Genomic DNA, 14,915 nt, shown 5'->3' with positions numbered 1-14,915 from the left:
TTTATTTGAAAGCGCAAAAGTACATGTTAATATTAGATGAACTACAATAGTATTCAATAAAAGAATTATTTATTTCGGTAGACTAAAAAATGAAGCAACTCACTTGTTCCTTATGAAATAGAAAAAGAAACTTCTTCCATTTATTCGTTTGCAGGTAGTATATTTGCCATAATTATTATAAATACGACATCAAACAGTTATTTCTTTAATTCCTATGCCTTTTAAAAAACTACATTCTGATATACAAGAGAAATTAGCACATTTCGAAATAATAACACCTACGCCTTTTCAAAGCAGTAGTATTCCTGTAATAAAAAGTGGTTCCAATGTCTATTGCACTGCTTCAAAAGGTAGCGGAAAAACAACGACACTGATACTTACTACGTTACAAAAATTAAAATGTGAAGCAGTCGGAACTTCGCCAAGAGCTGTAGTTATTGTTGAAAATAAAGAAAAAGCATTAGAATTATATGATACTTTTTTAACATATACAAAGCATACTTCATTGCGAGTGTATGTAGGATATGAACAGCTTCATATTGATGTGCAGAAATCAGAGATATTTGAAGGTATTGATATTCTTATTTCTACACCTGTGTCTATGAATAAGTTGTTGCTTTTGAATGGATTAAACGTTTCTCAATTGAAAATATTTAGTGTTGATGATGCTGAATTTCTAATTCAAAAATCGGCATATAAAGCACTGATGTCTATTGCAAATAGTGTTGATAAATGTCAATATGTGATATATTCAGAAAAAATGCATCCAATATTAAAGCGTTTTGAATCTTATTTTATGGAATATTCTAAAATTGTGTCTATCTAATCATGGTTATACCAAAATTACATTATATATCTCAAGGGAGTTCACCAAAAGAACAGCTAGAAAATATCCAAAAAGCTTGTTCATCTGGTATAGAATTGGTGGAATTGCATTTTAAAAATAATTCACAAAAAAAGATCTTAAAATTAGCCAAAGAAGCTAGAGAAATCACATCTCATTTTCAAACTAGATTAATTATAAAAGATCATTATAAAGTTGCAAAAGAGATAAAAGCTGATGGTGTACATTTAGATAAAACTGGCTCCTGCCCTACGATTGCTAGAAAGCATTTATATACTTGGCAAATGATTGGTGGATCAGCTAATACGTTGCAAGATTGTGAAGTATTAATTTCTAAAGAAGTTGATTATATTAGTTTAGGTCCTTTTAGAGATACAACAACGAAAGATAATTTACCTTCAGTTTTAGGCTTAAACGGGTATACTGCAATCATTGAAGAATTAAACACCGAAACACCAATAATTGGTGTTGGTGGCATTACTACAAAAGATGTTACAGACATATTAGAAACTGGAATTTCTGGAATTGCAGTATCAGAAGAAATTACACGCGATTTTAATTCCATACAAATATTTAACCAGTTACTAAAAGCATCTTCAACAGAAGAACAACGTTATACATTCAAATAAAATTAAAAAGTTTTAAAAGAACAAGTCGATCTTATAGGTATTCGTAATTCACACGTTTATTTTTCATCCTGCTATTGGCCATTGATCTTTTTGTGGGAATACTTGTTTTTTCCATGCTTGTATTTCAAGTTCTGTAAGTATACAATCTTCCAATTCAGCGATCATTTTTTCTTTATTTAGATGTTGTCCAATAAAAACAATCTCTATTTTTCTATCACCAAATCTCGCATCCCAATGTGATTCAATTTGATCTTGATTCTCTCTAAATGAAGCATAGTTAATTCGTTCCGAGAATGGCATAGATGACCACCAAACACCAGCATCATCTGCTTTACAAGAACCTCCTGCAGAGCTCCATAACAATGCTTGATTAGATCTTGAGGCTAACCAAAACAAACCCTTACTTCTAATAATATTTTGAGGAAAACGTTGATTCAAATACGTTAAAAACCGTTCTGGATGAAATGGTTTTTTACTTCTAAAAACAAAGGAACTTATTCCGTATTCTTCCGTTTCAGGTACATGCTCATTTTCTAGTTCTTTTAACCATCCTGCGGAAGCTTCGGCCTTTTCATAATCAAATAAACCAGTATTGAGAACATTTTCTAGTTTAACTTTAGATTCATTAGCTGTAATAATATGAGCTTCTGGATTTAGTTTATGAATAATGGCACGAAGTTCTTCTATCTGATCCGCAGTTACGAGGTCAATTTTATTGATGATGATTACATTGGCAAATTCAATTTGATCGGTCAATAAATTTACAATGGTTCTGTTATCATTTTCTATATTAGTAAGTGATCTTGTTGTAAGATAATCTGAACTCGAAAAATCTTTTAAGAAATTAAACGCATCAACCACAGTTACCATAGTATCTACATAACTGAAACGGCTTAAATCGATGTTGCCATCTTCACTTTCAAAGGTAAAAGTTTGTGCCACAGGAATTGGTTCACTTATTCCAGTACTTTCAATTAATAAATAATCAAACTTGTTCTGAGACGCCAATTTTTCTACCTCTATCATGAGATCTTCACGTAGTGTACAGCAAATGCAACCGTTAGACATTTCCACTAGTTTTTCTTCTGTTCTAGAAAGCGTGTTTTCATTTTCAATGAATTGAGCATCAATATTAACTTCGCTCATATCATTGACAATTACTGCCACTTTTAATCCTTCTTTATTATGAAGTATATGATTTAATAAAGTAGTTTTTCCAGCTCCTAGAAAACCACTTAAAACAGTTACAGGTAGTTTTTTCATCTTATTTTGTAGTATCTAATAGTTATACTTCTATTTGATTTTGTTTATTAATTTTTATCATTAGATTTTTCTAATATATCTATTATTAGCTTTTCTATCTTCCATGTAATTCCATATTTGGCAAGTTATTAAGGTCTTTTAGATAGTAATCGAAGAATTTTTTTGTTTGAGTAAAGAACTCGTTACGAAATTCTCTTACTCCATGGTCAGCTCCTTCAAATAAAATAAAACGTACAGGATGTTTATATTCATACAATTTATTCACTAACTCCAATGACTCAGACGCTTTAACATGCCAATCGGAACTACCATGCATTATTAAAAGAGGTGTTGTTTTACACATTTTATCTGCCCAAAATACTGCAGACCGAGCTTTGAGTTTTTCTTCTTTATTGTCATTATAATTAGGAATATACTTAGCATACACATGTTCTTCAAATTCTGGTCGACTTTCAAGTGCTTTAAAAGCGTTGGCTGCACCAGCCAGCACAACAGCTGCTTTGAATTGACAGGTTTTTTTGAGTGAAAGGTATGTCATCATTCCGCCTCTACTAGCACCTTCTATTCCTATTCTTGATGTATCTGCATTGTCTATTTCATTTAAAGTAGGAATCAGATTTAAAACGTCATTTACATCTTTCCCGCCTACTTCTTCTTTTCCTTCACTTCCACTGTTTCCACGATATTGACTTGCTACCACCACATATCCCCAACTAGCGAGTTTTCCCAAAAAGAAGCCTACTCCAGTTTCATTCCATGCTCCAAAATCAGCTGTTCCACCTCGATTTGAAATAATACAAGGAAATTTACCTTTTTGAATAGGTTTGGCGATAAATCCTTTTATTTTTAATGAATCGGATAGGTATGTTATTCGGTAGAATTCTATATTCTTAAGCGCTGTAATCATTGTTGAATCAGCTTTGTGAATTTTAGCAAGTATTGCATCACTTAAAATTAACCTTTCCTTTTCTATAATCTTCCCGTTTTGTGCATGAATAAAAGAATTGCACAATAAAGTTAAAAGTAGAATTAGTGTAAATTGATATTTCATAACTATGTTTTTATTTAATTAACCTATCATGTTTACATATAAAGGAATTGATGGTTTAAACATTCTATTGTTAGTATACTAAGCTTCGATTTGATTCAATAGATTCATTTTTTCGATTAAATCGCCAGTAATTGCAACAACTGCTGGTTTTGGAATATTATCTTCATCAAAAGGCCATTTGCTGGTTGGTGTATTCAAATCTTTAGTTTCTCCGCCTGGATGTTGCACACTTAAAAACAATGTTTTCCCATCTGGAGAAAACCAAGGACCTGTAAGTTCTGCATCTATTGGTGCTGAAGCAACTCGAATTACTTTTCCTGCATCTTTACCAAATCGTGGAATTACAAACAGACTATTGTTTTTAAAAGGCATGTATGGTTTATCTTCTTTGTTCATTGCGCTTCCAGAAATATCAGAAGTTATCCAAAGGTTTCCTGATAAATCAAATGCAAGATTATCTGGACAAGAGAACCCATTTGCCTCTCCTCCAGCTTTATAAGTAGCGGCTTTAAAGGTTAAAGCATCAAATGCTCCATTTGTTTCTTCTATTTTTAGAATAGAACCATGAAAATCATTTTTACTTTTGTTATTCGTTAACGAGACAAATATATTTCCAGTAATAGGATCAATTTCAATATCTTCTGGTCTATTTAATTCTGTAGCGCCTAGTAATTTTGCTGCTTCTCTTGCTCTAATTAGCACTTCAGTTTGATTTTTAAACTTGTTTTTTAAAACGGATTGATTTTCCCAATCTAAGGCGAGCCATTTTCCATTAATTGTATCTGCTACATATAATGTTCCTTCTTTTAAAGAGCTGGGTCTAGAAGAAATAAATTTATATAAATGTTCATTATTTTTATCATCACCAGTATACGCCACTACTCGCTTATCTTCAAGTTCATATAACGTACAACATTCGTGAGCAAACCTTCCAAGGGCAATATGTTTTTGTGCTATTCCATCTTTTGGATTTATTTCCACAACCCAACCATAATGTTCTGGTGGATATTGATAAAACATTTCCCATCCATAATAACTTGGTCTATGAGTGGCTACATTATTTTCATCATATTCAGTTTCTCCAAAACAGCTATCATAGTTTTCTTCGCAGGTGATAAACGTTTTCCAAGGTGTAATACCACCTGAGCAATTGCTATTTGTTCCAATTATTGTAGTTTCACCTTTTATAGGGTTATCCCAGTTTAGTTTCATAGGAGTTTTAGCAGTAATACGTCTATTGAGTGGATCATTTTTAACAACTTTCCACACGCCATTTTCTTCTTTAATTCGTACAATGCTTCCACCAACATTATACATTTCTTTATCTACTTGTTCTTTTGTTTTCTGTTGATTGGAATTTTCAGATTCTCTATAATTAAAATTAGAAATGAAAAGCGGATTTATATATTCATGGTTTACCCATAACAAACCGTCTTTTGGATCATCATCATTAAAAGGAATAAAGCAGGTGAAATCATTATTAAATCCAAAGGTATCTTTGTCACTAATTTTTTCTCCCCATTTTATGATTGTATGATAATCTAGTCCATTTGCTAATAACAAATCATCTTTATCAGAAGAAGCTATACCTTTTAAGACAAGTTTTTTTAGTTCGTTAAGTCTTTTTTTAGAAATTTTATTAAAATCATTTGTTGGCGTAGTTGTATTACCGCAACTTATTAAGAATTGGGGTATAATAAGAGATCCTATACCTGCTTTTCCAATAAAAGAAATAAACTTTCTACGACTATATTCCATACCTTATATCAAGTTGTTTACACTAATAATTTGTCTTTTTAATTTAAATGATACTTTTTTAAACAAACTAAATCAGAAAAAATATCTGTAAATGCATTCTGATATTTATTATACATCTTACCTCCTATTTTAATAGGTTCATTTAGCAAATTATTTAATTCTAATTGTAGCATTTTTATTTTCTTATTCAAGTAATATGAAATAATCGAGTATTGGTGATTCCCAGGTTGAGCAATTACTTTTGAACGTTTATGTTGCTTTTCGATTTCGGTATAAAAATTGTTTAATCCTGTAATTTTAGAAAAACTCTGATCACTTAGTGCATCTAAAACAATTTGATTGTTCATAGAAAGGACAAAATGAATCTCTTTAATATGATGTTTTTCAACCAATTGTTTTATATATTCTAATGTTTCAATATCAGGCACAAAAGAATTACCTAATGAAGTATAAAAATAATTTTCATACTTAAATGTCTTATTTATGATCGTTTCTAAGCAATCAGTAGGACATATAAGGTACAGACGTTTTTGCATTAGTTTGCGCTATAAGGAAATGAAGAATGATGTAAATCAATTTTAAATTCTCCGTTTATTATTTTGTAACCAAATGTATATTCTACCTTTGCTTCATTGCCATCTAAATCGGTAAAAAAGTAGTTCCCCATTGCTATGGCACGATTTTCTTCTAAAATAAGGTTTGAATTTTCAAATCTTACCTTTGTCCAAGGTTGAATAGCAAATCCTTTATCCTCTATACATACACGGTCTTCACCTGCAATGAAATAAGATATAGCCTCTGGTTTTGTTGGTCTAAACTGTTCTACTTCACATTTGGTTGGTTTAAATGAAACTGAACCTGCTTCAAACGCATAAATTTTATCAAGAAAATCGTTTGTAAACTTCTCACATTCAATTCTGTTATCTTTTAATGCGCCAATTTTTACGACACCATTACCCCAATTGTTTTGAGCTTCTAATACTTGTTCTTTCGCTATCATTTTTAATTTTTTTATTATAAATCTTATTATATAGCAGCTTTTAAAGTAGTTTTTGTACTTGTTAGAAAATGATTATTTCCTTTTATTAATTTGCTCTTTACTTTTATTAAAACAAAATTTACCCATACTATAATTAAAAGCTGCTAATGCAACTAAGTTGCGAAATTAACTAAAATATTTATTAATGCAACTAAGTTGCGTTATAATATTTTCTAAGCCTGATTATGATAACTAAGCTTTACGGATAAAATTCAATAGTATATGAAACCTAACTTACTCACATTAAAACAGGTATAAATTGCTTCTTATAAATGTGAATATCTATTCTCATTTTTGACTTTTTTAGCTGAACGAAAATCCTATATTTGTCGCCCTTAAAAAAAGATATATGAGCGCAACTTGGTATGAATGCAAAGTAAAGTACAGAAAACTTGATGAAGTTACAGGTGAACAAAAACTAAAAACAGAACCTTTTTTAGTGGATGCTATTTCCTATACAGAGGCAGAAAGTAGAATTACACAAGAAATGGCTGCCTATTTGAGAGAAGGTGAAGAAATTAAGATTACAAATATAAAAGTCGCTAATTATGCAGAAATACATCCGTTTGAGAATTCTGACAGATGGTTTAAGTGCAAAGTTTCTATGATTTCCTTTGATGAAGAAAGCGGTAAAGAGCGTAAAAGCAATCAATATTTATTGATACAAGGAAATGATGTAAAAGAAGCATACGAGAATACTGTTACTGCAATGAAAGATACAATGGCAGAATATACAATTCCTGCAATTTCTGAATCTCCTATTATGGATGTATTCCCGTATTTTTCTGGTGAAGAAAGTGAAATGAAAAAGATGGAAGAGTTCATCGCATTGAAAGATTCCGTACCTGTAAATAATACGATGGATGAAGAATTAGAATTGGCCGATGTTCTTTCAGTTGAAACTGAATAACGAATATAAATTCTATTGTAGAATTACTTTTAATTTAAACTATAATGTAAAAACATTTCCTGCTACAGGAAATGTTTTTACATATTTTTAGAAGAACGACTTACTTTTATTAAAACTACATTCATGAAACAATACAGTTTCAATCTCTTTTGATATGTAACTTTAATAAAGCTGTCCCATATGCGTAAATAGCACCTGTATCGTCAATAATTTTCCCTTCCGATATTGCTAGTTTATTGCTAATATTAATGACCTTTCCAATTGCTTTTAATGCTGTATTTATAGGAACCGGCAAACACATTTTCACATTTAAATCAATTGTACTGTATCCACTTCCAGGATCTAACATTGTATGTAAAGCGCATCCTGTCACAGAATCAATAACTGTAGCTGCAAAGCCTCCGTGAATCCCGCCTAATGGATTAATATGGTTCTTATTTGCTTTTACAATAAAAACAATTTCTCCTTTACTTACGGATTCAACTTCCATTGGCATTGTATGCGCAATACTAGGCATCGGTAAACTTCCATCTGCAAAAGCCTGCATAATCTCTAGGCCTGTCATTTTATGTATATTCATATAATTCTGATGGTTTAATAAATTTAAATTTTATAAATATAATTAATTATCATTTAAATCCTACTTTGAAAACACGTATAAATACGTAAATAAAAGTTGAAAAATATTACTAAATTTGAGTGAAACTAATTTACCTAATCATGATTACTTATTATAAAGAAGATGTTTTTTTAGTAATTAGGGCTTTAACAGCACCTTTTATTTTTATCAGCCCATTTGTTTTTGGCTTATATCCAGGCTATGAAGTGTTAACGGTATTGATTATATGGATGTTTCTAAATGACATTAATCACGTATTACACCTTCATATACATCGTCCTTTTACAAAGAGTAGTTTTCTTAACCTTATATTAGATCTTTCCATGGGAATAGTTACTGGTATGACAGCTTATAATTGGCGTATTCAACATAAGTATAGACATCATGTACCACATATAAAAGATTATGGAGAAGGTCATAATTGGGAAATTAAAAAGTTTAGCATTTTTGGCGCTATGATATATTCTGCACGAACTGTTTTTCCAATTATTTATATGCCTTTAATTGAATCTTTTAAAAAAGGAATTTTAAAGAATGAAAAAGAACCTGTGCATTATCGAATTGCATTTTTTGAACAATTTATTCCTTTTATCGTATTTGCACTATTTTTTAGATGGAATCAAGACCTAGCCTTATACTATGTTTTACCTTGGTATTTTTTAGTGCATTTTGTTTCTAGATATATTGATTACTTAAACCATTTTGACACAGCAGATGGGAAGTATTCTCATTCAAATAATTCACTTCACAAAGGATATAATAAACTAGGGAATAATTTTGGATATCATACAGCTCACCATATTGATCCGTCTGCGCATTGGACTGAACTTCCCGAAATACATAAGGAAATTGAAAGCAATATAGATTCAAAATACTTGAAATCCTATACATGGTCCGGGTTTGCAATGTTTTGGCATTTTTTATTAAGCTTTAAATCTAAAATGTAAGCAGTCATTTTTCATACATTAGTTTTAGAGTATTGATATTTTTTTAGTAAAGAATAACAGACAAGGTTTCTATAATTTCAAAAAGTCATTTATATTACTTATTTTGGGTATCCGGAATATGAAAATACTATTTAGAATTTTACTAATATATACATGGTTGTTCAACAAACAACGCATTAAATTTATCTGTTATTTTAGTATATTCTTTCTACTTTCAATACAGTCTGCATTTTGTTTTGAACAACAAGAAAGTGAGCATCTTACTATAACTCTTACTGAAGATACTACAGAAATACCTCTTGAAGTTGGTTGGGAATTTTATTGGGATGCTTTAATTGAACCTGGAAACTTTAACCCAAATATACCTTTCAAAGAAGTTTCATTGGATAATTGGACAAATTTTGCACTTTCTGATACTGAAAAACTTCCTTCTTTTGGATATGCAACATATCGATTACAATTTTCTGTATCAAAAGAAAGATCACATATATCACTGTATATACCAGCTACATACGCTTCTTCTAAAACATGGGTTAATGGAAAATTAATTACAGAAATTGGTCATGTAAGTACATCAAAATCCGAAACAATACACAGGCGGTTTTCTCAAATCATTCCATTAAGTACAGACGAAACTGATTTTGAAATTGTAATTCAAGTGGCTAATTTTTATCATAATAAAGGTGGAATTAACAAACCACTACTACTTGGTACGAGTGAACATCTTTTGAGTATAAAATCCAAGCGAGTTATTGCTGATATGATCTTTATTGGGAGTTTAAGCTTTATAGGAATCTTCTTTTTATTATTCTTTTTATTTTACTGGAATAAAGATCGTGCTGTGCTTTATTTTGCAATTCTTTGTATTTCTCTAGCTTATATGACGTTAAGTGATCGATATGCACCTTTTGCAGAAATCTCTGGATCAATCAGTTGGATATTACTAACAAAGATTGAATATGTAACATTATTTATAGCTGGCCTTTCTGCGAGTCTTTTCTTCTATACTATTTTCTCCAATTTCGTTCATAAACCGTATAAAAAGATTATAAAGTATGGTTTTTACATACTTACAGCATTAGTTATTTTTCTGCCAGCGCCACATTTTACAAGATTTGTACTGCCATTTTTGATCTTAATGGTGATTAACTTAATATATGTTTCTTTTGTAATTATCAAAGCGATTACTAGTAAACGACACGAGTCAATTTTGCTATTGACAAGTACATTATTAGCATCGGTTATTTTTTTTACACATATTTTTATTTTTTTAGGTACTGAAGGAAATACGATGATTTATGTCAATTTTGGCTATATCGTTGTGTTTTTACTACTTTCAATGCTTTTAATGACACGATTTTCGAATTCATTTCATGAACTTGAAAAGACAAAAGAATTTGCATTGGAACAGAAAGAAGAAATTTCTATAAAGTCAAAAGAACTTTCGGATGTAAACCTTGAATTAAAAGAAAATTTAAATCATTTAGAAAAAACAAATGCTGAGTTAGACAGTTTTAATCATATCGTCTCACATGATTTAAAAGCGCCATTAATAGCAATAAATACGCTGGCTTCTTTTATTGAAGAAGATATTGATGTTACACAAGATGAAGAAGTTACACATCGTTTTAAGCAATTGAAAGATAGAGTTTCAAAAATGTATGCATTAATTAACGATCTCTTGGAATATTCAAAAATCACCAAAGGGAAAAAAATAAAAGAATTGTTTTATTTGAACGATTTGTTAGATGAAGTAATAGATGTTACGAATACAGAGAATAAACATACTATTCATCTTCCTACGAATAATATTCAAATTCATGCAAATAGGATTGAATTGAAGCATGTATTTCAAAACCTGATTCAGAATGCCATTAAACATAATGATAAAGAACGCGCCATCATTACAATTACATTTTCTAAACTTCCAGATGAGTACACGTTTTTAGTACGCGATAATGGTCCTGGGATTGAAGAAAAATATCATACTAAAATCTTTGAAATGTTTAGTCAATTAGAGATAAATAGTGAAGTTGAAAGTACAGGAATTGGGCTTTCAATAGTAAAGAAAATTGTGTCTGAAAATCACGGAATTATTTCAGTAGACTCTGAAAAAGGAGTTGGAACAACGATACAATTTACTTGGAAAGTTTAAACTTATATATATCGCAAAAAAGAGAGAACTCAATGATAATTATAAGTTCTTGTGATATTTTAAATAGGTAATATTTGGTTAAACTTTCTTTCTAGAAGTAATAAAATAAACGCCAACTAATAAGATACAAGCGGCAATTATAGATTGTGTTGTAAGAGCTTCATCAAGGACATACCAACCTAAAAGCAAAGCTACTACTGGATTTACATACGAAGATGTAGCCACTTTTTCTGTAGAAACTTTCTTTAGTAAATAGTTAAATGCTGTAAATGCCACAATACTTCCAAAGATAACTAATAATGCCATCGACCATTGTACGTTATAACTCCAAGCCAATGGAGAAGTCCAAGTTTCATCTAAAAACAGACTCAGCGCAATTAACATAACACTCGAAATTGCCATTTGATAGCCTGTACTAACCAAGTGATTCTTTGGTAAATCAGCTTTAGAAACAAATACACTTGCATAACTCCAACCTAAAACACAAATAAAAATCATGAGAATTCCTATCAATGTATCATCATTAGTGATAAATTCATTTTGACTTACCAATAAATACATTCCAATAATTCCTAAAGAAATTCCAATAATAGATTTTGTTTTCATCTTCTTATTGTCGATTAATCGCATTAGTACTAAAACGAATAAAGGTTGTGTAGAAGCCAGTAATGCAGCAAACCCACTGTCTAAATATTTTAAAGCCCAAACAAAAAGACCATTTCCAGAAACCATGAACAAAAAACCAACAATTATAGAATTTACGAATTGCTTTTTAGTAATCGCAATTTTTGCACGCATCACTAGCGCAATTCCGAAGAGTAATATACTCGAAAACACAAACCGAACAGATGCCAAAAAGAAAGGCGGCAATTCAGTTACAGCAACTTTATTCAATAAATAAGTACTTCCCCAAATGAGGTAAATAGCAATAAATGCAAGAATAATAAGTACTTTAGATGATGTCGATTTCATTTACGATAAGTAAGTCGCAAATGTACGACCTTGATTTCATTTTTATAGGACATTTTACTTTTGTTATAAATCATTTCATAATAAAAATGTTATAAATCGATATTGGTTCTTATTCTACTTTTTTATAGTAAAAACCTTTTGTGACATGTTATACAGAAAAAATAAATTTTATTTTCTTATTATTTTAATATTTAAATTCATACACAAAATAGGGTGTTAATTGATTGGTTATAAGAATTTTAATTAAAAATACATTCATCAAATTATAATCAAACTCGTTTGCTTTTTACAATAAAAAAATAATTTCAACGCAACCTTTTACTAATTGTAGTATCTCTTTAATAAGTATCAAGATTATTATGAAAACTACTAATAGGCTACTATTTTTTAAATTTATACCAACGCTAGTGAATTAGAAAAATAGGTTAGTAGAATATCATTCAGTTTATATTGAAAGATATTGTGAGAAGAAGTTACTATCTTCAAAATCACCATAATTTTTTAATATTTTTCATTTAACGAAAAGCACATTATCGTATGATCTTGTGCTTTTCGGTCATCCATTATTTTAGAAGTCAAATCGTTTGTTCATTTTAAACGCAATTCCCCAATTTTTACGAGTCAAATCTTGCGTAAAATTATCTGAAATTACAAAATAGATATAAGACAATGGTTTGTATTCCCACTGCAAACGACTGTTGATATTAAAATTATCACGTTGTGTATTGTATTGTACATATGTTGTCCAATTGAGTCGATTTGAGAAAAAGATTTCACTTGTAAATCGTGCTAAATGAAATGTTTCTTCGCCCAATTCATTTAAATCGATATGATTCACGTCATACGTAAGTTCTAAATTTGCAAATGGTAATAGTTGATAATTCAAATATGCGCCTGCTGTAGTACGTTTTCCGCTATAATACGTTCCTTTCTGTACATTTACTCTATATCGAAATTTTTGATTGTTTGCAGAGTTGTATCCAACTTTTAAGATTCCAAAACGATACTGATCTGGTTGCAATGAATTTCCATTCCCTAACGGATCAAAGCCATATTTTAAATCAATATTATCATAATTAACTACATAATACAAAGCTGATAGATCTTTAAAAAATACTGCCGAATTCAAAAAGTGAGACGATTGATTCAAATTTCCTTGTCTATCAAAATAGCTGTTATTACTATAATTTAGATATCGAACAGAGTTTAATGTTTTTGAGTTTTCATAAAATTTCTGATATTCTACACCTGCTGTAGTTTGCGTATATCCTTCACGAACAACAACATTGTTTATTGCATCAAAATTGAATAATCGCGGTGTAAAACCAACATCTGTCAAATAATTTTCTTCTACTTTTTTCACTTGTGCATTCCATTCAAAACCACGTTGATTGTACCAAATTCCTGCATTATAAAAGTTGTTTTTATTGGTAATTCCGTCATTGAAACTCTTTCCAACATTAGCAACTCCAATCCATTTATTATTATTCGATTTATAATTTAAATTGATTCCTGTAACACGATTGTAATCGTCTATAAATTCAAATTGATCCGTTTCTTGACGATTGATCACATATGCAGTAGCCGCAAAATTATTTGATAATTGTTGTTCCGCAACCAATGCACTAAAGTTCTGCGAAGTAATTTCGTTTTCTTGATCAGTTTGAACATTTAATACGCCAATTCGTGTTTTTGGAGCAATATTACCTGAGAGTTTCAAACCAAATTGAATACTACTCTCCGCTCCTATTCTTCTGGAATAGAAAGGATTTACGCCATCAACACCTAAGTTTGCAAACAAGTCTGCATTTTCTAAAAAAAAGTTCCTTCTTTCTGGAAAGAAAATAGCAAAACGTGTCAAATTTGTAACTTGTTGATCCACGTCAATCTGAGAAAAATCTGGATTAATTGTTGCGTCTAATTTTAAAGATGATGTTAAATTGTATTGTAGATCTATACTTGGCGTAAATGTGGTCTCATCCGTTTTATTTGTGACATCTTCTTGATAATTTGTCGTTATAGAAGGTGTTAGTGTAAAACGTGAAGTTGCTTTATCAGGAAGGTTTTCAACTGCAAACTTTTCTGTAAAGCGTAAATCTAAATTTGCATAGTTTCGTTTTACATTTTTTAAAATTGTCCATGAATTATTTTTAATATCTCGTACATAAAACTGAATTCCAAAGACTGGATTTTCTTTATTAAAATTTAGTGATTTTAATGGAATTGCAATTTCGTACTGTTTTTTATTTCCGTTTAATACTGCTTTTGATTGCCAAATAGCATTCCAACTAAAACTAAGATTGTATCCACTATTTGCGCGTCCAACCAATCCATCTGTTTGATTCCCAAGTGAATTTACGGCAAAGAAATAACCATTTTGCTCTTGATTCTGTGTGTCTAAAATCATCACAAATGAATCACTAAACGCAATAGAAACATCTCTTTTTAAAGTGCTTACGCGTGTTTCTGATGTTGAATCATTGTAAATAGCACGTACATAAAGATATTCGCCATTATGAAAAAGCTTTACAGACGTTTGATTTTCAGCTAAACCAATATCAGTTGGTAAATAATTGTAAAAGCCTGTGTATTCTGGTAATTGTTGCCAAACTGCTTCTTTGAACTGTCCGTCAATATTAATTTTTGTATCTACAAATTTGATGCTAGCTGTTTGCGTGTAACTTTTCATGAAGCAACATAAACAGAAAAATGTCAGTATGTATTTCAT

13 protein-coding genes are annotated in these 14,915 nt (G+C 30.3%); 5 read left to right on the top strand and 8 right to left on the bottom strand.

What is annotated here, in order from left to right; genetic code table 11:
- Positions 1 to 214 precede the first annotated feature (214 nt).
- Together ACUUYC_RS19145 and ACUUYC_RS19140 are read left to right on the top strand one after the other, a co-directional pair.
- Positions 215 to 826: a DEAD/DEAH box helicase gene (locus ACUUYC_RS19145; protein ID WP_474268385.1), complete on the top strand. Its 612-nt coding sequence runs from the start codon at positions 215 to 217 to the stop codon at positions 824 to 826.
- A gap of 2 nt (positions 827 to 828) precedes the next feature.
- Entirely contained in the window at positions 829 to 1,473 is a 645-nt protein-coding gene (locus ACUUYC_RS19140) for a thiamine phosphate synthase (protein WP_474268383.1), read from the top strand.
- A 63-nt stretch (positions 1,474 to 1,536) separates the two neighbouring features.
- Here the strand turns inward: ACUUYC_RS19140 and ACUUYC_RS19135 are convergent, their stop codons facing one another.
- The 5 genes from ACUUYC_RS19135 to ACUUYC_RS19115 form a co-directional block, all read right to left on the bottom strand.
- Positions 1,537 to 2,736, bottom strand: coding sequence for a GTP-binding protein (locus tag ACUUYC_RS19135; RefSeq protein ID WP_474268381.1), 1,200 nt, complete (start codon positions 2,734 to 2,736; stop codon positions 1,537 to 1,539).
- Positions 2,737 to 2,830: 94 nt separating this feature from the next.
- Positions 2,831 to 3,787: an alpha/beta hydrolase family protein gene (locus tag ACUUYC_RS19130; RefSeq protein WP_474268379.1), complete on the bottom strand. Its 957-nt coding sequence runs from the start codon at positions 3,785 to 3,787 to the stop codon at positions 2,831 to 2,833.
- A gap of 78 nt (positions 3,788 to 3,865) precedes the next feature.
- Positions 3,866 to 5,545: a PhoX family protein gene (locus tag ACUUYC_RS19125; protein WP_474268378.1), complete on the bottom strand. Its 1,680-nt coding sequence runs from the start codon at positions 5,543 to 5,545 to the stop codon at positions 3,866 to 3,868.
- A gap of 38 nt (positions 5,546 to 5,583) precedes the next feature.
- Complete coding sequence (locus ACUUYC_RS19120; protein ID WP_474268377.1) at positions 5,584 to 6,081, bottom strand: hypothetical protein; 498 nt, start codon at positions 6,079 to 6,081, stop codon at positions 5,584 to 5,586.
- Positions 6,081 to 6,545: a hypothetical protein gene (locus ACUUYC_RS19115; RefSeq protein WP_474268376.1), complete on the bottom strand. Its 465-nt coding sequence runs from the start codon at positions 6,543 to 6,545 to the stop codon at positions 6,081 to 6,083. The genes ACUUYC_RS19120 and ACUUYC_RS19115 overlap by 1 nt, the downstream gene beginning before the upstream one ends.
- 388 nt (positions 6,546 to 6,933) lie before the next feature.
- Between ACUUYC_RS19115 and ACUUYC_RS19110 the strand changes: the two genes are divergently transcribed.
- A complete protein-coding gene (locus ACUUYC_RS19110) occupies positions 6,934 to 7,494 on the top strand; it encodes a DUF4494 domain-containing protein (protein ID WP_474268375.1) in 561 nt (186 codons plus the stop codon).
- A gap of 139 nt (positions 7,495 to 7,633) precedes the next feature.
- Here ACUUYC_RS19110 and ACUUYC_RS19105 read toward each other — a convergent pair whose 3' ends face one another.
- A complete protein-coding gene (locus tag ACUUYC_RS19105) occupies positions 7,634 to 8,074 on the bottom strand; it encodes a PaaI family thioesterase (RefSeq protein WP_474268374.1) in 441 nt (146 codons plus the stop codon).
- A gap of 119 nt (positions 8,075 to 8,193) precedes the next feature.
- Here ACUUYC_RS19105 and ACUUYC_RS19100 point away from each other — a divergent pair, with 119 nt between their 5' ends.
- The gene (locus ACUUYC_RS19100) at positions 8,194 to 9,060 is read left to right on the top strand and encodes a fatty acid desaturase (protein WP_474268373.1); all 867 of its coding nucleotides are present in this window, start codon (positions 8,194 to 8,196) and stop codon (positions 9,058 to 9,060) included.
- A 118-nt stretch (positions 9,061 to 9,178) separates the two neighbouring features.
- Entirely contained in the window at positions 9,179 to 11,215 is a 2,037-nt protein-coding gene (locus tag ACUUYC_RS19095) for an ATP-binding protein (protein WP_474268371.1), read from the top strand.
- A 78-nt stretch (positions 11,216 to 11,293) separates the two neighbouring features.
- On the opposite strand, the gene ACUUYC_RS19090 is transcribed toward ACUUYC_RS19095, so the two are convergent.
- Together ACUUYC_RS19090 and ACUUYC_RS19085 are read right to left on the bottom strand one after the other, a co-directional pair.
- The gene (locus tag ACUUYC_RS19090; RefSeq protein ID WP_474268370.1) at positions 11,294 to 12,187 is read right to left on the bottom strand and encodes a DMT family transporter; all 894 of its coding nucleotides are present in this window, start codon (positions 12,185 to 12,187) and stop codon (positions 11,294 to 11,296) included.
- Positions 12,188 to 12,755: 568 nt separating this feature from the next.
- Entirely contained in the window at positions 12,756 to 14,915 is a 2,160-nt protein-coding gene (locus ACUUYC_RS19085; RefSeq protein ID WP_474268368.1) for a DUF5916 domain-containing protein, read from the bottom strand.

It is taken from the genome of Kordia sp. E, from assembly GCF_056033805.1.
Note: the sequence above shows the minus strand (reverse complement) of the source record. Positions and strands in the feature narration are given on the sequence as shown.